The sequence below is a fragment of the Stenotrophomonas koreensis genome (assembly GCF_001431525.1).
Lineage (GTDB): Bacteria > Pseudomonadota > Gammaproteobacteria > Xanthomonadales > Xanthomonadaceae > Stenotrophomonas > Stenotrophomonas koreensis.
In genome coordinates, this window is sequence record NZ_LDJH01000005.1 from 183,004 (window position 1) to 203,102 (window position 20,099).

18 protein-coding genes are annotated in these 20,099 nt (G+C 68.1%); 5 read left to right on the top strand and 13 right to left on the bottom strand.

From position 1 onward, the window contains the following. Positions 1-306 precede the first annotated feature (306 nt). Genes ABB25_RS02375 through ABB25_RS02390 form a run of 4 tightly spaced genes read right to left on the bottom strand, consistent with a single transcriptional unit; the run spans position 307 to position 4,876 of the window. Complete coding sequence (locus tag ABB25_RS02375) at positions 307-1,530, bottom strand: ABC transporter permease (protein WP_057663185.1); 1,224 nt, start codon at positions 1,528-1,530, stop codon at positions 307-309. Positions 1,531-1,554: 24 nt separating this feature from the next. Further along, positions 1,555-2,856: an ABC transporter permease gene (locus ABB25_RS02380; protein ID WP_057663188.1), complete on the bottom strand. Its 1,302-nt coding sequence runs from the start codon at positions 2,854-2,856 to the stop codon at positions 1,555-1,557. Positions 2,857-2,866: 10 nt separating this feature from the next. Beyond that, on the bottom strand, positions 2,867-3,580 hold the full coding sequence (locus ABB25_RS02385; RefSeq protein WP_057663190.1) for an ABC transporter ATP-binding protein: 714 nt from the start codon (positions 3,578-3,580) through the stop codon (positions 2,867-2,869). Positions 3,581-3,607: 27 nt separating this feature from the next. Continuing rightward, positions 3,608-4,876, bottom strand: coding sequence for an efflux RND transporter periplasmic adaptor subunit (locus ABB25_RS02390; protein ID WP_057663193.1), 1,269 nt, complete (start codon positions 4,874-4,876; stop codon positions 3,608-3,610). Between the two features lie 281 nt (positions 4,877-5,157). On the opposite strand from ABB25_RS02390, the gene glmS reads away from it, so the two are divergent. Next, positions 5,158-6,990 (top strand): glutamine--fructose-6-phosphate transaminase (isomerizing), encoded by a 1,833-nt coding sequence (glmS, locus tag ABB25_RS02395; protein ID WP_057663197.1) that lies wholly within the window; start codon positions 5,158-5,160, stop codon positions 6,988-6,990. Between the two features lie 216 nt (positions 6,991-7,206). Continuing rightward, a complete protein-coding gene (folK, locus tag ABB25_RS02400; RefSeq protein ID WP_057663200.1) occupies positions 7,207-7,698 on the top strand; it encodes a 2-amino-4-hydroxy-6-hydroxymethyldihydropteridine diphosphokinase in 492 nt (163 codons plus the stop codon). Positions 7,699-7,704: 6 nt separating this feature from the next. On the opposite strand, the gene ABB25_RS02405 is transcribed toward folK, so the two are convergent. Then, the gene (locus ABB25_RS02405) at positions 7,705-8,442 is read right to left on the bottom strand and encodes a pteridine reductase (RefSeq protein WP_057663203.1); all 738 of its coding nucleotides are present in this window, start codon (positions 8,440-8,442) and stop codon (positions 7,705-7,707) included. A gap of 59 nt (positions 8,443-8,501) precedes the next feature. Between ABB25_RS02405 and ABB25_RS02410 the strand changes: the two genes are divergently transcribed. Beyond that, on the top strand, positions 8,502-9,686 hold the full coding sequence (locus tag ABB25_RS02410) for a class I SAM-dependent methyltransferase (protein ID WP_057663205.1): 1,185 nt from the start codon (positions 8,502-8,504) through the stop codon (positions 9,684-9,686). After that, complete coding sequence (locus ABB25_RS02415) at positions 9,674-10,072, top strand: VanZ family protein (protein ID WP_057663208.1); 399 nt, start codon at positions 9,674-9,676, stop codon at positions 10,070-10,072. Before ABB25_RS02410 ends, ABB25_RS02415 begins: the two co-directional genes overlap by 13 nt. On the opposite strand, the gene ABB25_RS02420 is transcribed toward ABB25_RS02415, so the two are convergent. Beyond that, positions 10,054-11,040: a glucokinase gene (locus tag ABB25_RS02420; protein ID WP_160319401.1), complete on the bottom strand. Its 987-nt coding sequence runs from the start codon at positions 11,038-11,040 to the stop codon at positions 10,054-10,056. The genes ABB25_RS02415 and ABB25_RS02420 overlap by 19 nt on opposite strands. 126 nt (positions 11,041-11,166) lie before the next feature. Between ABB25_RS02420 and nagA the strand changes: the two genes are divergently transcribed. Then, positions 11,167-12,309, top strand: a complete 1,143-nt coding sequence (gene nagA / locus ABB25_RS02425; RefSeq protein WP_057663213.1) for an N-acetylglucosamine-6-phosphate deacetylase — start codon at positions 11,167-11,169, stop codon at positions 12,307-12,309. A 129-nt stretch (positions 12,310-12,438) separates the two neighbouring features. Here the strand turns inward: nagA and ABB25_RS02430 are convergent, their stop codons facing one another. The 7 genes from ABB25_RS02430 to ABB25_RS02460 form a co-directional block, all read right to left on the bottom strand. Next, positions 12,439-13,680 carry a multifunctional CCA addition/repair protein gene (locus tag ABB25_RS02430; protein ID WP_057663265.1) on the bottom strand — a complete coding sequence of 414 codons (1,242 nt, stop codon included), beginning with the start codon at positions 13,678-13,680 and terminating at the stop codon, positions 12,439-12,441. 60 nt (positions 13,681-13,740) lie between these two features. Further along, entirely contained in the window at positions 13,741-15,093 is a 1,353-nt protein-coding gene (locus ABB25_RS14960; protein ID WP_057663218.1) for a YadA-like family protein, read from the bottom strand. Between the two features lie 77 nt (positions 15,094-15,170). Further along, positions 15,171-17,099 (bottom strand): transglycosylase SLT domain-containing protein, encoded by a 1,929-nt coding sequence (locus ABB25_RS02440; RefSeq protein ID WP_152980930.1) that lies wholly within the window; start codon positions 17,097-17,099, stop codon positions 15,171-15,173. A 130-nt stretch (positions 17,100-17,229) separates the two neighbouring features. Continuing rightward, positions 17,230-18,006, bottom strand: coding sequence for an endonuclease/exonuclease/phosphatase family protein (locus ABB25_RS02445; RefSeq protein ID WP_057663222.1), 777 nt, complete (start codon positions 18,004-18,006; stop codon positions 17,230-17,232). Positions 18,007-18,018: 12 nt separating this feature from the next. Further along, positions 18,019-18,828, bottom strand: coding sequence for a thiol:disulfide interchange protein DsbA/DsbL (locus tag ABB25_RS02450; RefSeq protein WP_057663224.1), 810 nt, complete (start codon positions 18,826-18,828; stop codon positions 18,019-18,021). An 84-nt stretch (positions 18,829-18,912) separates the two neighbouring features. Beyond that, the gene (locus tag ABB25_RS02455) at positions 18,913-19,557 is read right to left on the bottom strand and encodes a thiol:disulfide interchange protein DsbA/DsbL (RefSeq protein ID WP_057663227.1); all 645 of its coding nucleotides are present in this window, start codon (positions 19,555-19,557) and stop codon (positions 18,913-18,915) included. 72 nt (positions 19,558-19,629) lie between these two features. Next, a partial coding sequence (locus ABB25_RS02460) for a c-type cytochrome (protein WP_152980932.1) occupies positions 19,630-20,099 on the bottom strand: 470 nt, incomplete at its 5' end.

Sequence of the window (20,099 nt, forward strand, 5' to 3'; positions counted from 1 at the left end):
GGCGGCGGTGCTTGCAGTAAGGATGTGCTTGGATGTTCAGATTACCCCGCCATGGCCACGGCAGTGTGCCACGCCAGGACGTAGGGCCAGGTGTAGGCCGATCCGTGCCCGGGGCCATGGCGACAGGCGTACGGCGGACACGTTGGATGCAGCGATGGGCCGTTGCGCTGTGCGCGGACGTATTCATCAGCAATGGCCTGCAATCGGCCTGCATTGCCACGGCAAGTGCACGCGGTCCACCGCGTGCAACGCCGGGTGGCCGCTGCAGGCTGGCGCAGGAACACGCCAGCGCGCAGCAGCGGCCCATCAGAGGCTGCGGGTGGCCACCGCCGGTGGCACGCTGGCGGCGCGCCGGGCCGGGCCATACACCGACAGCAGCCCCAGTGCCCACAGCACCACCGCGCCGATGGGCAGGTAGTACAGCGGCAGGCGCGGCAGGCTGTATTGGCCCATCAGCCACTGGTTCAGGCCATAGCTGAGCAGCATGCCGGCCACGATACCGGCGCTGACCAGCAGCACGTTCTCGGTCAGGAAGTACTGCAGGATCTGCCCGCGGGTGGCGCCCAGCGCGCGCCGGATACCGATCTGCCGGGTGCGCTGGCCAACCCAGAAACTGGCCAGGCCGACGATGCCCAGTGCGGTGACCAGCAGCAACAGGATCGAGACCACCAGCAGCAGCCCCACCATGTCGCGGTCGGCACTGAAGAACTTGGCACGCACCGAGTCGTAGGTACGCGGCTCGCGGATCAGACGGTTTGGGTCGTTCTTCTCCAGCACCTTGACCGCCGCAGCCATCACTTCCTCGCGCATCGCAGGATCGGCCACGTTCAGCAGGTAGAAGCCGCCATCGTTGTAGTTCATCACCATCGGCATGATCAGCGACATTTCCAGGTCGCCCTGCATGGCACTGGCGCGCTTGAGGGTCTCCACCACGCCGATCACCCGGACCAGTACCGGCCCCATGTACACGGCCTTGCCGACGGCCTGCTCGCCGGGGAACAGGCGCTCGGCCATGGCCTGGCTGATGATCAGCGAGATCCGCGCTTGGTTGGGGTCGGCCATCGCACGCAGGTCGTCGGTGGAGATGTACTCATCCGGGTGGAAGTCGCGCCCGGCAATCAGGTTCACACCCAGGGTCTTCAGGCCATCGGAGGAAACGCCGTACTGCGCAGCGTTGACCACGGTGCCCTTGAAGTCCGGCTCGGTGGAGATGGAGGTATTCCACGAGCCGCTCTGGAAGGGCACCTGGTTGATGACGGTGGCCGAGGCCACGCCGGGAATCCGGCGCAGGGCCTCCAGGTCCTCGCGGGTGCGCGCGCCGGCCTGGTCGACATTACCGATGCCGGCCACGCGGATGTCGACCAGGTGCGCCTCGGCCACGCCACTGGGCAGGGAGATGCGTGCGATCCGCTCGCTGACAATGAACAGGGCGTTGCACAGGATGGCGCAGCTGATGGCCACCTCGAGCACGATCAGGGCAGCGGCGGTCTTGTGCCGGGCCAGGGTGGAGAGGATGGGACGGATGTGCATGTCAGGGTCTCCGAAGGCGCGGCGTCAGGACTTGAGCTGGATGGCCGGGGTGATGCGCATGGCGCGCCAGGCCGGCAGGACACCGGCCAGCAGGCTGGCGCCGATGGCCAGCACGAAGGTCAGCAGCAACATGCCAAGGTCCAGCTGGGCCAGGGCGGCATAGTCGGTGGGGCGCTGGCGCACGGCCCACAGGCCGAGCAGGGCCAGCCCCAGGCCGACCACGCCACCGGCCAGGCCAACGGTGCCGGCTTCCACCAGGCACTGCTTGAAGATCTCCGCACGGCTGGCCCCGAGGGCGCGGCGCACGCCGATCTCGCCGCTGCGGCGCAGGAACTTGGCCAGCAACAGGCCCACGGTGTTGACCAGGCACACCAGCAGGAAGCCGAAGGCCAGCCACAGCTGCAGGCGCACGTCGCCGGGCACCACGTCGTGGTGCTGCAGATGCTCCAGCACGTTGCGCAGGCGGGTATTGGCCGGCCGTTCAAAGCGGCCGGCCGCGCGCTGCTGCCCGGAGTAATTGTTCAGGTAGGACTTGAATTCCGGTGCATCAGCCGGGGAGTCCAGCTCGACCCAGTACTGGATCCAGGTGCACGGCGCGTTCTCGGCCTCCGGCACGGTCACCGCCTGGCGGCCGAAGCAGTTCATGGTGCCGGCCCGGCCCAGCGTGAGCTCGAAGGCGGTGGTGATCGGCAGCCAGATTTCTTCTTCCTGGCCATAGATGCCGGACATGATGTCGAAAAAGCGCGGCTGTGGCGCCCAGTCATCGGCCACGCCGACCACACGCAGGCTGTGGCCGGAGACACGGATGTCGCGGCCCACGCTGTCGATGGTGCCGAACAGCTTCTGGCTCAGCGCACGGCTGATCACCGCCACGCGGGCGCGGCCATCGTCCTCGGCCTTGGTCCAGGGCTGGCCGGCCAGCAGCGGCACCTGGAACATCGGGAAGAAATCGGCCGAGGTGTAGCGCAGGCGGGTCAGGAACGGACTCAGGGAGCTGGCATCGGCACTGACCACGTCACCACCACCGGTCATCATGGTCTGGCGCGGGGCCTTGGCCTGGGCGAGCAGGGCCGCTGCGTCGAAACGGGTCAGCTGGGCTTCCGGCTCCTCGCCGGCGACGTAGTCATCCATGCCGGCCGGATCGAGCTGGACGTGGAACAGACGATCGCTCTTGGACGGGATCGGGTCACCGGCGAGCACCTTGAACACGGTCAGGGTGGTCATCGCCGCGCCGATCCCCAGGCCGATGGCCAGCACCATCAGCGCGGTGAGGATCTTGTTGCGGCCGAAGCTGCGCAGGGCCAGGCGGAAATAGTAGGCAAGCATGGGCCTCTCCTCAGGCGGTGGCCAGCGGCGCGCTGGGGCGGGCCAGTACCGGCTCGCGGATCAGGTCGGTGGCCTGGCCATCGACGATGTGCACGTTGCGCTGGGCGCGGGCAGCCAGTTCCGGGTCATGGGTGACCATCACGATGGTGGTGCCGGCGGCATTGATCTGTTCCAGCAGCTCCATCACCCCGCGTGCCATCTGGGTGTCCAGGTTGCCGGTCGGTTCGTCGGCCAGCAGCAGGCGCGGCTGGCCGGCCAGCGCCCGGGCGATGGCCACGCGCTGTTGCTGGCCACCGGACAGTTCGGCCGGGAAATGCTTCATCCGCGAGGCCAGGCCGACATCGCCCAGCGCCTTCTCGATGCGCGCGCGGCGCTCGGCGGCCGGCAGGCCGCGGTAGCGCAGCGGCACATCGACGTTGTCAAACAGGTTCAGGTCCGGGATCAGGTTGAAGCCCTGGAAGATGAAACCGATCTTCTGGTTGCGCAGGCGCGAACGGGCGTCGTCACCGAGGTGGCTGACGTCCTGGCCATCGAGCAGGTACTGGCCGGAGGTGGAGGTTTCCAGCAGCCCGGCGATGTTGAGGAAGGTGGTCTTGCCCGAGCCGGACGGGCCGGTCACGGCGACGAACTCGCCTTCGCGCACCTGCAGGTCCAGCGAGCGCAGGGCGTGGGTCTGCACCTGCTCGGTGCGGAAGATCTTGGAGACGGCAGTCATCTGCAGCATGGAAGGTTCCAGTGCCCGGTGGGCGGTTCAGTTGAGGGTGACCTGTTCGGCCTTGCCGAACAGTTCGGTTCCGGCGATCACGATGGTCTGGCCTGCGCTCAGACCATCGAGTACTTCCACTTCGCCCAGGCTCTGCACGCCCAGGCGGACGGGGATGCGGCGGGCGGTACGGCCGTCCACCACCCAGGCGTGACGGCCGCCATCGGCCTCCACGAACGGGCCACGGCTGAGCTTGAGCACGTCCTTGCGGGTATCAAGCAGGATGCGCGCGCTCAGGCGCTGGCTCTGGCGCAGGCCCGGCGGCTGCTGCCCGGCAAAGCGCAGGCGGGCGGTAACCTCGCCGCCGACCACCTCCGGCGAGACCGCCGCGACCTCGGCCGCGACCGGGGTGCCGTTGCCGCTGGTCAGCTGGGCCGGCATGCCGATGGCCAGGTCACGGGCGAAGGATTCGGGCACGCGGATCTCGACCTCGAAGCGGGTCAGGTCGACCACGCCCAGCACCGGCGCGTTGGCGGCGACCTGGGTGCGCTGGGTGGCATGCACCTGGCCGACCTGGCCATCGAAGGGCGCGCGCAGGGTGAGTGCATCGACCTGGCGGGCCACCTCGGCCACCACCTCGCGCTGGCGCTGGGCCATCTGGCGTGCGTTGCTGGCATCCAGGCTGGCGCCCTGGCCCTGCAGGTCGGCATCGGCGCTGGCGTGCTGCAGGGTGATCTCGGCCTTGCGCATATCGTCCTCGGCCTTGGACAGGTAGACCTGGGCCACCGCGCCGCCAGCAAACCCGCGCTGGTTGCGCTCCAGCTCACGGGCAGCGGCCTGGCGTTCGATCCGCGCCTGGTCAGTCAGCCGTGCGGCATTGGCGCGGGCCAGCCGGGCATCGAGCTCGGCGCGCCGCGCCTGGGCTTCCAGCCCGGCCAGGGTGGCCTGTTCCTGGGCCAGCCGGCTGCGCAGCTCCGGACTGTCGATCACCGCCAGCTCCTGGCCCTGCTTGACCACGTCGCCGGCCACCACCTTCAGCTCGACGGTACCGGCGGAGATGGCGTACAGCACCGGGTTGTTGGCCGCGATCACCCGGCCATCGGCGGCGATGTCGCGGACCAGATCCCCCCGGGTCACCTGCGCGGTGCGCAGCCGGGTGCTGTCCACCGAGTGGCTGCCGCCCAGCCAGCCGCGTGCCACCCACACGATGGCCAGCAGCAGCACTGCCAGGGCCAGGATCAGCAGCACACCACGCTTGAAAGGACGCGATGTCGACGGGGGCAGGACCTGGTCCTGTGCAGCAGTGTCTCGGATCATCGGGACAGGGTGGTTGGTGGAGATGGTGTTGCCTGAGCAGGAATCGTGCCAAATCCCATGTATTTGATTTTGTTTTGTTTGTTTCCGGAAGCCGGCATGGCCTGAGTGTCCGCGGACACACCGTGGACAGTGCCGCGGACCAGCGGCGGACGCGATGCGGACAGTGGCCGGCGCGATACCGCTGTTGCCGCTACCGGGGCTGAGCAGAACCGGCGCGGCAGTGTCCGCGGTGTGGCTGCAATGGCTAGAATGCGGGTCTTGTAATCATCTGGATGTCTCCCATGTGTGGAATTGTCGGCGCGATCGCAGGACGTGATGTGGTGCCGGTTCTGGTGGAAGGGTTGAAGCGGCTGGAATACCGTGGCTATGACTCCTCCGGAATCGCGGTGCTGGAACCAGGGACGGTACGTCGTGTGCGTCGCACCGGCCGTGTGGTGGAAATGGAAGCCGTCGCCGCGCAGAAGGGCGTCCATGGCCAGCTCGGCATCGGCCACACCCGCTGGGCCACCCATGGCGGGGTCACCGAGGCCAATGCCCATCCGCACATCAGTGCCGGGGTCGCGCTGGTGCACAACGGCATCATCGAAAACCACGAGCAGCAGCGCGAGCGCCTGCTGGGCCTGGGCTACACGTTTGAATCGCAGACCGATACCGAGGTCATTGCCCACCTGATCCATCATCACCTGCGCCACGGCAGTGCCGATCTGCTGGCCGCGCTGCAGGCGGCGGTGAAGGAGCTGACCGGCGCCTATGCGCTGGCGGTGATGAGCGCCGACGAACCGGAACGGCTGGTGGTCGCGCGCATGGGCTGCCCGCTGCTGGTCGGCCTGGGCGAAGGCGAGAACTTCGTCGCCTCCGACGTGTCGGCGATCCTGCAGGCCACGCGCCGGGTGATCTTCCTGGAAGAAGGCGACACCGCCGAGCTGACCCGCAATGGCGTGCGCGTCTTTGGTCCGGACAATGCTCCGGTACAGCGTGCCCAGCACCTGTCCGATGTGTCGCTGGCTTCGCTGGAACTGGGGCCGTACCGCCACTTCATGCAGAAGGAAATCCATGAACAGCCGCGCGCGCTGGCCGACACCATCGATGCGGTGATCAATGCCGGCAGTTTCGATCCCAGCCTGTTCGGGGCCGATGCCGAAGCGATCCTGGCCGGTATCGAGGGGGTCAAGATCCTGGCCTGCGGCACCAGCTTCTATGCCGGTTCCACTGCCAAATACTGGATCGAGTCGATCGCCGGGCTGCCCTGCGATGTCGAGATCGCCAGCGAGTACCGCTACCGCGAGGCCTTTGCCAACCCGAAGCACCTGGTGGTGACCATTTCCCAGTCCGGCGAGACGCTGGACACGATGGAGGCGCTCAAGTACGCCAAGTCGCTGGGCCACAGGCACACCCTGTCGATCTGCAATGTGCAGGAAAGCGCGATCCCGCGTGCCAGCGAACTGGTCTGCTACACACGCGCCGGTGCCGAGATCGGCGTGGCCTCGACCAAGGCCTTCACCACGCAGCTGGCCGCACTGTTCCAGCTCACCGTGGTGCTGGGCAAGCTGCATGGCAAGGTCAATGCCGAGCAGGAGGCTGATTACCTGGAGCAGCTGCGCCAGCTGCCCGGCAGCGTGCAGCATGCGCTGAACCTGGAGCCGCAGATCGTGGCCTGGGCCGAGCGTTTTGCCGGCAAGGCCAATGCGCTGTTCCTGGGCCGTGGCCTGCATTACCCGATCGCGCTGGAAGGTGCACTCAAGCTCAAGGAAATCACCTACATCCATGCCGAGGCCTATCCGGCCGGCGAGCTCAAGCATGGCCCGCTGGCGCTGGTGGATGAAGCCATGCCGGTGGTGGTGATCGCGCCCAATGACAGCCTGCTGGAGAAGGTCAAGTCCAACATGCAGGAAGTGCGCGCGCGTGGCGGCGAGCTGTTCGTGTTCGCCGACCAGGACAGCAACTTTGCCGCCTCCGAAGGCGTGCACGTGATCCGCACCCCGCGCCATGCCGGCGTGCTCAGCCCGATCGTGCACACCATCCCGGTGCAGCTGCTGGCCTACCACGCCGCGCTGGCCCGTGGCACCGATGTCGACAAGCCGCGCAACCTGGCCAAGAGCGTGACGGTGGAATAAGCCGCCGCGCCTGCAGGCAAACGAAAACGCCGGCCCTGCCGGCGTTTTTTCTGTCCCGCGCCGGACCCGGACTGCCGGTGGTGGCTGAAAGGGTGTGTTGCCGATCCCGTACCAACCTGCCTGCCGGCGCAGCGGCGTGGCCTTTGGCTGCGGCCGCCTGCCTGCGCAGGAGTATCATTGGCGCTCCTGCCGTGTCCCCCACCTGGCCCGTCGTTGATGACTACCGTCCTGTTGAGCCTGGGCAGCAATGTCCAGCCCGAGCATTATCTGGCCGCGGCGGTTGCCGCCCTGCGCGAACGCTTCGGCACGATCCGCGTCTCGCCGGCCTACCGCACCCCCGCAGTGGGATTTGACGGGCCGGCGTTTCTCAACAATGCCGTCGTGATCCAGACCGATTGGCCGCTGGCGCAGATCGAGCAGTGGCTGCATGCGCTGGAGGATGCCCACGGGCGCGATCGCAGCGGGCCCAGGTTCTCGGACCGCACCCTGGATGTGGACGTGGTGTTCTACGGCGACACGGTGCTCATCGAGCAGGGTTGCCAGCGCATCCCGCGCCCGGAGCTCAAGCATGCCTTTGTGCTGCAGCCGCTGGCCGATGTCGCGCCGGATTTTGTCGACCCGGTCAGCGGCCAGACCCTGGCCGCGCTGTGGCAGGCCCACCGTCAGCATGGCCAGCCGGTGGACGTGGTGGCGCTGGCCGGGGTCTAGGCTGGCTCAGGTCAGCGGCCGGCCGCCATCCAGGCCCAGGGTCTGTCCGGTCAGGTAGCTGGCATCCTCGATCAGCCAGCGCACGGCTTCGGCCACTTCCTCCACCGTGCCCAGCCGCGCCAGCGGGGTGCGCTGCATCAAGGCCAGCCGCGCTGCTTCGGGCTTGCCTTCCTCGGGCCACAGGATCGCCCCCGGTGCCACTGCATTGACCCGCACCTGCGGCGCCAGTTCCAGCGCCAGTGCCTGGGTGATCATCGCCAGTGCCGCCTTGGCGGCGCAGTAGGCGGCATGTTCGCGCTTGGGGGTGGTGGCATGCAGGTCGGTCAGGTTGACGATCGCCCCGTGCTGGCGCTGCAGTGCCGGTGCGGCGGCCTGGGACAGCAGCAGCGGCGCGCGTGCGTTGACCGCCATCAGGCTGTCGAAAGCGGCCGCGCTGATCTGCCCCAGCGGGGTGGGGAAGAAATTGGAGGCATTGTTGACCAGCGCATCCAGGCGGCCGAAATGGGCCAGCGTGTCGTGCACCAGTTCTTCGGCACTGGCCGGATCGGACAGGTCGGCCTGCAGCGCCAGGATGCTGCCCGGGCGGGCCTGCTCCAGGGCAAAGCCGAGGGTGTTCAAGGCATCGCTGGAGTGGTGGGCATGCAGCGCCAGTGACCAGCCGGCTGCATGCAGGGTACGTGCAATCTGTGCGCCGATGCGGCGGGCCGCGCCGGTGATCAGCACTACGCGGGCAGGGGCGGTCATCGGTGGCTACTCCAGGCTCGGCTATTCTTGGCGCCATTGTCCCCGTAATTGCCTTCCTTATGCATGCCAGCCTGCCAATCCCTTCTGATGATGCCCTGCGCCACAGCCAACAACTGAGCCAGCTGCTGGCCCGGGAAATCACTGCCCAGGGGGGAGCCATCGCGTTTTCGCGCTTCATGGAGCTGGTGCTGTATGCCCCGGGCTGGGGTTACTACAGTGCCGGTGCCAGCAAGATCGGTGCGGCCGGTGATTTCACCACGGCGCCGGAAATGGGCGGGCTGTTTGCCGCCACCATCGCCCGCGCGATCGCGCCGGTGCTGGCGCAGATCGGCGCCCGGGCACAGGTCATGGAGCTGGGCGGTGGCACCGGTGCATTTGCCGTGGAGGTGATGCGCGCGCTGCAGGCGCTGGATGCGCTGCCGGCGCGCTATGCCATCCTGGAACCGAGCGCGGACCTGCGCCAGCGCCAGGCCGAACGGGTGGCCGCGCAGTTGCCGGCCGAGCTGGCCGCGCGCGTGGTCTGGATCGATGGCCCGATCGAGGAAGACTGGGACGGCATCGTGTTCGCCAACGAGGTGATCGATGCGCTGCCGACCCCACGCTTTGTCATCGTCGATGGCCAGGTGCACGAGGAAACCGTACGCCTGGGGCCCGATGGCCGCTTCGTTGCTTCCAGCGCCCCGGCCGATGTCATGCTCGAGCGCGCGGTGCGGCATATCGAAAAGGACCTTGGCCAGCGTTTTGCCGATGGTTTCCGCTCCGAAGCGCTGATGCAGCTGCCGTACTGGGTGCAGGCGGTGGCTGGTGGCCTGAAGCGTGGCGCGATGTTGTTTGTCGATTACGGTTATGTCCGTCGCGAGTACTACCTGGCCGATCGCGACCAGGGCACGATCCGCGCCTTCTACCGCCACCAGGTGCACAACGATGTGTTCGCCTGGCCGGGCCTGCAGGACATCACCGCCTCGGTGGATTTCACCGCGATGGCCGAGGCCGGTACCGGCGCCGGCTTCGAGCTGGCCGGCTACACCAACCAGGCCAGCTTCCTGCTCGGCAATGGCATCGACCAGGCCCTGCTCCAGGCCGAGGAGCTCACCGATGAAGTGGGTCGGGTGGCCCTGCGCGAACAGCTCAAGCGGCTGACCCTGCCCAGCGAAATGGGCGAGCGCTTCGGCGTGATCGGCTTCCAGCGCGATGTCGATTTCGAGCCGGCCTTTGCCCTGGGTGACCTGACGTGGCGGCTGTAACCGCGCTCAAACCGATTGCCAACGCACGCTGGTGGATGGGGCTGTGGGGGCTGGCGGTGCTGGTGGTCTGGGGAGGCTGCCTGATGCCGCTGCCCGAATTGCCATCGGTACCGGCCAATGACAAATGGCAGCACTTTGCGGCCTATTTCCTGCTGGCCGCCAGCGGTGTGCAGCTGTGGCGCGGCCGTCCGGCACTGATCCGGCTGGCCCTGGGCTTGCTGCTGATGGGTGCGGCCATCGAGGTGGCGCAGGGCAGCTTCACTGCCGCACGTCAGGCTGATCCGGGTGACCTGCTGGCCAATGCGCTGGGGGTGGCCGTCGGCATTGCCCTGTCGGCCACGCCGCTGGGCAATGTGCTGCTGCGGCTTCAACCGGCGCGGGACTGATCCCTCAGCGCGCGCGCGGCGCCCAGCAGGCCCAGCGCACCGTGTTCGATGCTGCGCACCGGGCGCTGCGCCAGCCACGGGCTGTGCACGCCACGCTGCTGCAGGGTGCTGGCAAAGCCCCAGTGGTTGAGGCGGGCACCCAGGGCCGGGACGATGCCGCCGGCCAGCCAGATCCGCGCCGCGCCGGTGATCATGGCCAGATCGGCACAGAAACCGCCCAGCAGGCGCACGAACAGGCCGAAGGCCTCCACCGCACGCGCATCGTTGCCGGCCAGCGCCGCCGCGCTGACCTGTTCGGGTGCGCTATGCACCGGCGGCAGGTCGTACAGCGCACACAGGGCGCGGTAGGCGGCCAGCAGGCCGGGCCCGGAGACAATGGCCTCCACACTGACATGGCCATCGCCGCGCTGGCTGCGCAGCTGTTCGATCACCGCAGCCTGGCGCGCATCGTTGGCGGCCAGGGCCATCTGACCGGCCTCGCTGGGCAGTACACGTACCGGCGTGCCCGCCAGCACGATGGCCGCGCCCAACCCGGTACCCGGGCCGATCACCAGTAGCGGGCCGGATTCGCAGTTGTCCTCCGGGCCGCAGACGGCCACCCCGTCCGCGGCGGACAGGCCGGCGCAGCCCAGGGCCAGGGCATGGAAGTCGTTGAGTACGGTCACTGGCCGACCGGTGTGGTCAGTCAATTCGGCGGCACCGATGCGCCAGGGCAGGTTGGCGCTGCGTGCATTGCCGTGGGCATCCACCTGGCCGGCCACGGCCAGGCACAGGGCACGGCCATGGTGGCCATCGGGCACGACGCTGGCCAGGGCGGAATGGAGCGTCGGGTGTGCGGCCACCGGCAGCGACGCCTGCGCCAGCAGCTGGCCCTGGGCATTGGCCCAGGCAAAACGGGCATGGGTACCACCGATGTCGGCCACCAGGCAGTGGGAAGGATCGGCAAGCGCAGGCAGGACGGTGGACACGGGCACAACCGCAAAGGCAGGAAAACCGCCGGCCACCTTAGCAAAGCCGCACCGGCTTGCGGCGGCTGCAGGCCCACGGCGTTCCGGCGCACAATGGGCCACTGTCCTGCTGTGCGGAATGCGCTTGTGAGCACCACTGTCCTGCGTCGTGGCCGGGTCCTGGCCGCAGACACCTTTCGCGATGATCTGGCCGTTGTGATCGAGGACGGGCGCATCGTTGCACTGGAACGCGATCCCGATCCGGAGGCGCCACTGCGTGCGGGCCAGGTGGACCTGGAGGGGGGCTGGCTGCTGCCGGGGTTCATCGATGCCCAGGTCAATGGCGGTGGCGGCGTGCTGTTCAACAATGATCCCAGCGTGGAGGGCATCGCCGCCATTGCTGCTGCCCACCGCCGCTTTGGCACCACCGGCCTGCTGCCGACCCTGATCAGTGACCACCCGCCGGTGATGGCGCGCGCCATCGATGCGGTGCACCGTGCCATCGACCAGGGCGTGCCCGGTGTGCTCGGCATCCACCTGGAAGGCCCGTATATCGCGCCGGCGCGCAAGGGCACCCATGATGCGTCTACCTTCCGTGTCCCTGGGGCGGACGAGCTGGCGCTGGCCGCCTCGCTGGACAACGGCGTGACCCTGCTCACCCTGGCCCCGGAACGGGTACCGCTGGAGGCCATCCGCGCGCTGGTCGAGCGCGGAGTGGTGGTGGCGGCCGGCCACACCGCGGCCAGCTACGAGCAGATCGCTGCCGGGCTGGAGGCAGGCGTGCGCGCCTTCACCCATCTGTACAACGCGATGTCACCGTTGACCGGACGCGAGCCGGGCACGGTCGGCGCGGCACTGGACGATGCCCACAGCTGGGTCGGCATCATTGCCGATGGCGTGCATGTGCATCCGGCCAGCCTGCGGGTGGCCTTGAAGGCCAAGCCGCGCGGCAAGGTGTTCCTGGTCACCGATGCGATGCCGCCGGTGGGCGCCGATGACCCGCGCTATGTGTTGTACGGGGAAACCATCAGTGCGGTGGACGGGGTGGTGCGCAATGCTGCCGGCGCGCTGGCCGGCTCGGCGCTGGACATGGCCACGGCGGTGCGCAATGCGGTGGCCTGGCTGGGCGTGGACCTGGCCGAGGCCGCGCGCATGGCCTCGCTGTATCCGGCGCAGCTGCTCAACCTGGATGATGCGCGCGGTCATATCGCCGAAGGCTTTGTTGCCGATCTGGTGTTGCTGGATGACCAGCTGAAAGTACGCCGTACCTGGATTGCCGGGCGCGAGTGAGGCGGCTGGCGAGCGGGGAGCTGGGAGCTGGGAGCGAGGAAAGAGGAAAGAGGAAAGAGGAAAGAGAAGCGGGGAACGCGGCCGGCGTGTCCAGGCGCGGCCGCTGGTTCTGGGTCCGTGGCTGGCTGCTCAGGCCATGGGGCGTGCCAAGGTGCGCGCAGCGGCAATGGCGGCGATGCGCGCCGCTTCCAGCGCCTGGCCGATCGCCGGGCCCTTGAGGCCTTCGGTGGTGAGGTCGCGGGCGTTGATGGCCAGGGCTGCGGCGTGCAGGCGCATCAGCTCGGGTCCCTGTGGGTAGGGGCACTCGGCCTGGCCGCCGCGGCCACGGGCATCGGCTTCGCAGGCGATGGCGACCTGGGCGATGCGTTCGGGTCGGCGGAAGCCATCGCAGCGCTGCAGCAGGGCCAGTACGGTGGCATCGCGCAGCTCGGCCAGGCGGTGCACGTTGAGGTGCTCGCGGCAGACCGCTTCGGCCAGCTGGCGGTAGTCGGCCGGCACTTTCAGCCGCTCGCACAGCGCTGCCAGCGGCTTCAGGCCGCGCTGTTCGTGCTGGAGGTGACGTGGCAGCGCATCGGCCGGGGTCAGCGCCTTGCCGAGGTCGTGGGTAAGGGCGGCAAAGCCGATCCGGCTGTCCCCCGGCGCCAGCCGGGCGGCCATGTCGCTGACCAGTTCCTGATGCAGGCCGGTATCGATTTCCGGGTGGTACTCGGCGCGCTGGGGCACGCCGTACAGCGCATCGACCTCGGGCAGGATCGCGCGCAACGCACCGGCATCGCGCAGGGTGCGCAGGAAGGCCGACGGCTGGCGGCTTGCCAGTACCTTGCGCAGCTCCTGCCAGACCCGTTCGGGAACCAGCGCGTCCAGCTCGCCGGAATCGGCGATCTGCCGCATCAGGGCCAGCGTTTCCGGTGCGACGCCAAAGCCCAGCGGGGCGAAGCGGGCCATGAAGCGCGCCGCGCGCAGCACCCGCAGCGGGTCCTCGACAAAGGCCGGGCCGACATGCCGCAGTACCCGCGCCTGGAGGTCGGCCACCCCGCCGTAGGGGTCGACGAGTTCACCGCTGTCCGGGTCCCGGGCAATGGCGTTGATGGTGAAATCGCGCCGGGCCAGGTCCTGCTCCAGGGTCACCGACGGGTCGGCATCGACGACAAAGCCGCGGTAACCACGGCCGCTCTTGCGTTCGGTCCGTGCCAGCGCATGTTCCTCGCCGGTGGCCGGGTGCAGGAACACCGGGAAATCCTTGCCCACCGCACGGAAGCCCTGGGCTTCCATCTGTGCCTGGGTGGCCCCGACCACCACCCAATCGTTATCGCCGGGGGACAGCCCGAGCAGGGCATCGCGGACGGCGCCGCCAACCAGATAGATCTTCATGCCGGCCATGATGCCAGAGCCTGCGCCGCAGGCCCTGGCAACTGCATGGTGGAGGTGGGTTTACAGGTCGATACCGAAACCGGCACCGACATTCTTCTCGCCGCCACCGAAGGCGCCACCGAGGGAGAAGGTCGCCCGGCCGATCCGCTTGCCATAACCAATGGACATCGCCTGTTCGCCATCCTGGCTGCCGACACCGACGGCCAGGCGGCCGCGCCCGGGCTGGGTCGGCAGGCTGTGCACGCTCATCTGGCTCATCGCCGTGGCCAGCGCACCGATCTGGCTGATGCGGCGGTCGGTGCTGCGCTGACGCTGGTCCATCTGCTGCCTGAACTGATGGAAGTCGTCGTTCAGGGCCTGGACCTGCTGGTCGGTATAGCCGTTGGCCTGCTGCAGGGTCTGGGCGGCCAGTGTGCTGCCTTGCCGGGTCAGGTCCTGCTGTACCTGGTCGATCTGCTGACGTGTGGCCTGGTCACCGGCATCGGCGTGGGTGATGGCCTGCTGCAGGTCCACACCGGAGATGCCGGCATTGCCATCGGGGCCCTGGTCGCCGATCGGTCCCTTGTCGCCGATGGGGCCTTGATCGCCAGTCGCTCCCTTGTCGCCATCGGGGCCTTGATCGCCGATCGGTCCCTTGTCGCCGATCGGTCCCTTGTCGCCGATGGGGCCTTGATCACCGATCGCTCCCTTGTCGCCCGTGGGTCCCTTGTCGCCGATCGCTCCCTTGTCGCCCGTGGGTCCCTTGTCGCCGGTCGGGCCTTTGTCGCCATCCGGGCCCTTGGCCCCTGCCAGCGGCGCACTGGCGCAGCCGAACACGCCGTTGGCATCGGTGATCAGCCCGTTGCTGCAGCTGGCCAGGTTGCTGACCTGGACATTGCCGATCACATGCAGCGCCGAGGCGGGATTCCAGGTGCCGATGCCGACCGAATTGTTCTTCAGGGTCAGGGTATTGGTGGCATTGCCCCGCGCGATGCGGAATGGCAGCTGATCACTGCCAGTCTGGTCACGGATGAAGAAGTTGGTTTCATTGGCCCCCATGTCCCAGGTGTAGGGGATGAAAGCGCCGGCGACCTGCTCGAAGCGGATGGTCGGGGTGTTGTTGTTGACCAGGTGCAGGGTCTTTTGCGGTGCGTCGGTGCCGATGCCGACATCGCCCGAGGCCGGAAAGGTATTGACCCCCAGCGCCAGCGGCTGCACGCCGGTCATCAACGCGGCCAGCGGGGCGACCACGGTCGTGCTGCCGACCTGCTCGCTGCAGGCCACCGGCTGGCGGTCTTCGTCGGTGGCGGCAGCTTGCTGGCAGGTGCCGGTGCTGGCCGGGTCGGTGGCCGTGCCCGGTTCGGTGGCGGCCTGGCTGTGGCCGGCCAGTGCCAGCAACAGGGCCAGGGTGAGACGGGTGTGCAATGGCTGCATGGGGATGACCCTTCATCAGATGCCGCTGCCCGACGCAACGGCCAATGCCGGGATCCTATACAGCCAACGTAAGAGCCTCAGCCGGCTGCAGGGCAGGCAAACCGGCGGCTGGGCTGGCCCAGCCGGCCTTGCATGCGGTCAGCCAGCGGGACGGCCTTGCCGTTCAAACGCCAGTCGTAGATCACGCTGAAGGCCAGCACGCGGGCGACGTAATCGCGGGTTTCCTTGTAGCTGATGGTCTCGATCCAGATATCCGGGTCAAAATCGCCGCGCTGGGCCAGCCAGCGCGCGGTGGGGGTCGGGCCGGCGTTGTAGGCAGCCAGCACCACATACGGCTTGTTGTCGTACTTCTGTTTCAGTTCGCGCAGGTAGGCGGTGCCGATGGTGATGTTGGTCTCCGGGTCATACAGGCTCTCGGCGCCACGGTAACCGTCCAGCCCCAGCCGGTTGGCCACCGCCTGCCCGGTGCTCGGAATCACCTGCATCAGGCCCAGGGCATTGGCTGGCGAGCGCGCCTTGGGGTTGAAGGTGCTTTCGGCACGGATTTCTGCTGCGACCCAGGCCGGATCCAGCTCGTTGGCGGCCGCATGGCGACGGATGTCGGCATCGTGATGCAAGGGAAAGCGCAGGCTGTACAGGCGCATTTCCTGCTCGCCCTTCAGCGCGAACACGGCACGGTCGTACCAGCCCACGCCACTGGCCAGGGCAACGGCATGCTGGCGCTGGGTATCGTTGAACCCGGCCAGGGCATGGGCCCATTCGCGTGCAGCCCAGCCCGGACGGTCGAGTTGATGCAGCATCAACGCACGCTGCAGGGCCAGGTTGCCGGCCACTTCGGTGCGTACGGCGCTGTCGGCATCCAGCTCCAGCGGACACAGGGCATAGGGCCGGTTCAAGCGGTCAGCGGCCAGATAGCCGTGGAAGCTGGGCGAACGTGCCGCGCGCTGCAGCCATACCTGGGCGGCGCTCTGCCTGCCGGTTTTTTCCAGCATGCGCGCGGTAAACCATTGCCAGCGGGCATCCTCGCGCTGTGTTGCCGGCATTGCCTGCAGCGCCGCCAGCGCGCCGGGCCAGTCGCTGCGGGCCATCGCCTCGCGCACCTGCCACTCATGCAGGCGCTCATCCCAGGCCGCTGCGGGCACCGCGGCCAGGCGCTGGGCACTGTCGGGCAGGTAGGAGGCCACGGTCCACAGCGCGATCTGGTACTTCACCTGGCCCTGCTGGTGCGCATCCAGCTGCAGGGCCGTGGTCAGGGCCGGCAGCAGCGCCTGCGCCGCATCCGGGTTGCTGCGTGCCAGCGCGCTCAAACCGGCAGTGGCCACGGCACGGCTGCGTGGGGTTTTGGGCCATTGGCTGGCACTGGCATCGGCGGCCTGGACATAGCTGGCATAGCGGTTGGCCAGGGCCAGCTGCTCGGCCGGCAGGCCACGCACGGCGCGGCGCATGACCGCCGGCTGGCCGGCGGCCAGTGCCGCATCAAAGCGCGCCCAGCGCAGTTCATCGCTGATGCCGCCGGTTTTGTCGAGTTGTTCGAATACCGGGTCGCATTGAGCCGGCAACGAGGTGCCGCTGTGGCGCCACAGCTGCAGGGCCTGCTGTTGCCACGGCTCGGCCTGCTGGCCGGTAGCGGCCAGGGCCTGCCAATACGCGCAGCGCAGCGCATTGTCCTGGCGCGGCTGCCAGGCCTGCAGAAAACCGTTCCAGTCGCCACGCTTGGCCAGCTGTGCCAGCCAGGCATCGCGGAATGTCTCGCCGGCAGGGCTGCCGGCATTGCGGCGCAGGAACGACTGCACGCTGGCCGGGGTCAGGCTGTCGATGCGCTGGCGCAGCGCGGCCATTTCCATCCACGCAAACAGCGGGTGGCTGGCCGGCAGGGCCGGGGTCACCTGGCCGCGTTCGGCCGCCTGCAGGGCGTCACGTGTGGCCTGGTCAACGCTGAGGGTGGATTGTGCGCTGGCCAGCATGGGCAGCGCGCCGAGCAACAACAGGACAAGGGCATTCTTCATGCCTGCCAGAATAACCATCGCTGGTGAACGTGGCGCCCACTGCGCGGATCAGCGCCGCTGCGCGCCCATGCTCCGGACTGGCTGGATCGCTGTCGATACGCCGGGTTGGACGCCGGGTTCAACCCGGCATTCAACCCAGCATGGTGCGTGGCACATCCAGTTCCATCGCCACCGCAAGGTGGTCCGAATAGGCGGCCTGCACCGATTGGGTCTGCACGATTTTCAGGCTGTCGCTGACCAGGATATGGTCGATCTGCCGGGTCGGCCCCCAGCTCGGAAAGCTGGGAACCAGGCAGCCCGGCGGCTGCAGCCGGGTCCTGCGGTACAGGCTCTGCATTTCCGGACGGTCAGCGTCGCAGTTGAAATCGCCCATCAGTACCGAGTTGGGGTGGTCGGAGAGCACCTCGGCGATGAAATCCAGCTGGGCAAGGCGTGAGCCGGCGCCCAGCGACAGATGCGCCACGGCCACGGTCAGGCCCTGCTCACCGTCGCCAAAGCGTGCCAGCAGCAGGCCCCGTCCGCCCAGCCGGCCAGGCAATACGTGGTCCTGCACTTCCACCGGCTGCAGCCGACTGAGCAGGCCATTGGCACTGGAGGCCACCCCGGCGACCTTGCGGTTGGGCTGGTGGCTCCAGTAATTGAAGCCGGCGCGCTGGGCCAGGTAATGGGTCTGGTTGGTGAAGCCCGAACGCAATGAGCCGGGATCGGCCTCGTTGAGGCCGACGATGTCATGCCCGGCAACCATCCTGGCGATCGCGTCCAGACTTTCCCGTTTGCCCCCCACCGGCAGCGCGTGGGACCAGCTGCGGGTCACGTAATCACTGTAGCTGCGCGTGCTCGAGCCGGCCTGGATATTGGCGGTGAGCACGCGCAGGCGACGCGTATCGGTGGTGCGGGACGACGTCATTGCCGGCTTTGCTCAGCCGCCCAGTGCAGCGCGTTCGCGTGCGATCAGGTGGTCGGTGATGCGCAGCATGTCCTCAAAGCTCTTGCCCTTGACCAGGTACTTGCCGTGCACCACCAGCGACGGGGTGCCGGTGATCTGGCTGCGCTGGGCGAACTGGCGGGCGCGGGCGACCTGGGCGTTGACACCGAAGCTGGCCATCGCGTTCTTCATCTGGGTCGCATCCACGCCAAAGCCGGCGTAGACCGCGGCGATGTCATCGGCGCTCTGGCCGCGCAGCTTGCGCTCGACATGCACGGCGGCATACATCGGCTCGTGCACCTTGTCGAACACGCCCAGGGTCTGCGAGGCGTAGAAGCCGCGGGCAAATTCATCACCCGGGCCACCGAAGGCACCCGGCATGTAGATGAAATTGACATCGGCCGGCAGGCGGGCCTTCCACGGGGCCAGGATTGCCTGGAAGCGGAAGCAGGCCGGGCAGGTGTAGCCGAAGATCTCGACCACTTCCACCTTGCCGGCGACCGGCGAGAACGGCACGCCACCGGTGATGGTCAGGTAGTCCTCACCTTCGACCGGGGCCGGGCCCTGCGGGGCGCGCGGCGCGGCCGCTGCCGGGGTCGCTTCCGGGCTGGTTGCCGCGTCGCTGCCGGCGGCTTGTCCGGCCTCGGCCGGGGTGGCCGCCTGCGGTTCGGTGGTCGTAGCCGGCGCCTGGGTGGCGGTTGCCGGTTCGGTGGCCGGGGCCACATCGGCCGAGCCGTCCTGGGCCTTGCAGGCCACCATCAACGGCAACAGGGCGGTCAGCATCAGGGCAAAGCGCATCTTCATCGAACAACTCTCCAGCGTGCGTATCGAAATGGGGGGCAAAGCCAACAGAGCTGCATTATGCGTCGGCTGGCGTCGGTGTGGCAGTCAGTGGCTGCTGCGGCGCTCACGGGCGATCAGGGCATCGGCATTGCGCAGCATCTGCTCGAAGCTGTCACCCAGCACCCGGTACTTGCCATTGACGATCAGTGTCGGCGTACCGGTGACCTGTGCATTGATGGCGTACTGGCGTGCACGCTGCAGTTCCTGCTCGGTCTTTTCACTGCGCAACGCGGCCTCGAACACCGTCGGCTTGACCCCGTAGGCCTGGTAGAAACCGGCCAATGCCGATGGTGTGATGCCCGAAGCCGGCAGGCTGCGGCTGACATGGATCGCATTGAACACCGCCTGGTGGCTGGCCTTGTCCACGCCCAGCTGCCTGGCGGCCAGATAGGCACGGGCCCAGGGATCCCAGTAACCACCGAAGGCGGCCGGTACCGGGGTGAAGGTCACGTCCGCCGGCAGGCGCTGCACCCAGGGGTGCAGCACGTTTTCAAAACGTGCGCAGTGGCCGCAGGTGTAGCCGAATACTTCCACCACTTCGACCTTGCCCGCCTGCGGGGCATACGGCCCCACTGCCGTGCGCTCGTAGTGCACGCCTTCCTGCAGGGCGGGGGATGGGCTCGGGGCAGCAAATACTGTGGCGCTGACCAGGGCGGCACAGGCCAACAACAGACGGGCAACGGCTTTCATTGTTTCTCCAGGGGATAAAGAGCGACGCCGGCCCCGGGCCGGCGTCGCTGGGCAACGCAAACGCTAAACCGATCAGGGCGCCGACGCCACCGCGATGTCATTGCGCGCCGGGTGCAGGCCCTGCAGGTAGCTGGCCAGCGACTGGATCTCGCTGTCGGTCAGCTGCTGGCTGACCTGCTGCATGATCTGGAAGTTGGCCGCCTGCTGCAGGGTGTGCTCGCCACTGCGGTACTGCTGCAGGCGCTGGCTGATGTAGCTGGCGTGCTGGCCGGCAATGTGGGGCCAGCCGGGGCCGGGGTTGCCGGCGCCGGTGGGGCCGTGGCAGGCAATGCAGGCCGGGATGCCGCGCTGGGCATCGCCACCGCGGTACAGCTGCTGGCCGATCGCATAGAACGGCTGCCCGGCCAGTGGGCCTTCGCTGATCGGGGTGTCATCGGCGAGCCCGGCACTGGCTTTCTGGCTGGCATACCAGGCGCCGATATCACGCATGTCCTGCGCGCTCAGGTCGGTGACAAAGGGCTGCATCGACAACGCCTGTCCCG

Bases quoted from the DNA above. Each gene is read 5' to 3' on its own strand.
- ABB25_RS02445 (WP_057663222.1), bottom strand. From the start codon at position 18,006: ATGACGTCGTCCCGCACCACCGATACGCGTCGCCTGCGCGTGCTCACC.
- ABB25_RS02390 (WP_057663193.1), bottom strand. From the start codon at position 4,876: ATGATCCGAGACACTGCTGCACAGGACCAGGTCCTGCCCCCGTCGACA.
- ABB25_RS02410 (WP_057663205.1), top strand. From the start codon at position 8,502: ATGCATGCCAGCCTGCCAATCCCTTCTGATGATGCCCTGCGCCACAGC.
- ABB25_RS02455 (WP_057663227.1), bottom strand. From the start codon at position 19,557: ATGAAAGCCGTTGCCCGTCTGTTGTTGGCCTGTGCCGCCCTGGTCAGC.
- ABB25_RS02430 (WP_057663265.1), bottom strand. From the start codon at position 13,680: ATGAAGATCTATCTGGTTGGCGGCGCCGTCCGCGATGCCCTGCTCGGG.
- ABB25_RS02440 (WP_152980930.1), bottom strand. From the start codon at position 17,099: ATGAAGAATGCCCTTGTCCTGTTGTTGCTCGGCGCGCTGCCCATGCTG.
- glmS (WP_057663197.1), top strand. From the start codon at position 5,158: ATGTGTGGAATTGTCGGCGCGATCGCAGGACGTGATGTGGTGCCGGTT.
- ABB25_RS14960 (WP_057663218.1), bottom strand. From the start codon at position 15,093: ATGCAGCCATTGCACACCCGTCTCACCCTGGCCCTGTTGCTGGCACTG.
- folK (WP_057663200.1), top strand. From the start codon at position 7,207: ATGACTACCGTCCTGTTGAGCCTGGGCAGCAATGTCCAGCCCGAGCAT.
- ABB25_RS02405 (WP_057663203.1), bottom strand. From the start codon at position 8,442: ATGACCGCCCCTGCCCGCGTAGTGCTGATCACCGGCGCGGCCCGCCGC.
- ABB25_RS02385 (WP_057663190.1), bottom strand. From the start codon at position 3,580: ATGCTGCAGATGACTGCCGTCTCCAAGATCTTCCGCACCGAGCAGGTG.
- ABB25_RS02450 (WP_057663224.1), bottom strand. From the start codon at position 18,828: ATGAAGATGCGCTTTGCCCTGATGCTGACCGCCCTGTTGCCGTTGATG.
- ABB25_RS02375 (WP_057663185.1), bottom strand. From the start codon at position 1,530: ATGCACATCCGTCCCATCCTCTCCACCCTGGCCCGGCACAAGACCGCC.
- ABB25_RS02380 (WP_057663188.1), bottom strand. From the start codon at position 2,856: ATGCTTGCCTACTATTTCCGCCTGGCCCTGCGCAGCTTCGGCCGCAAC.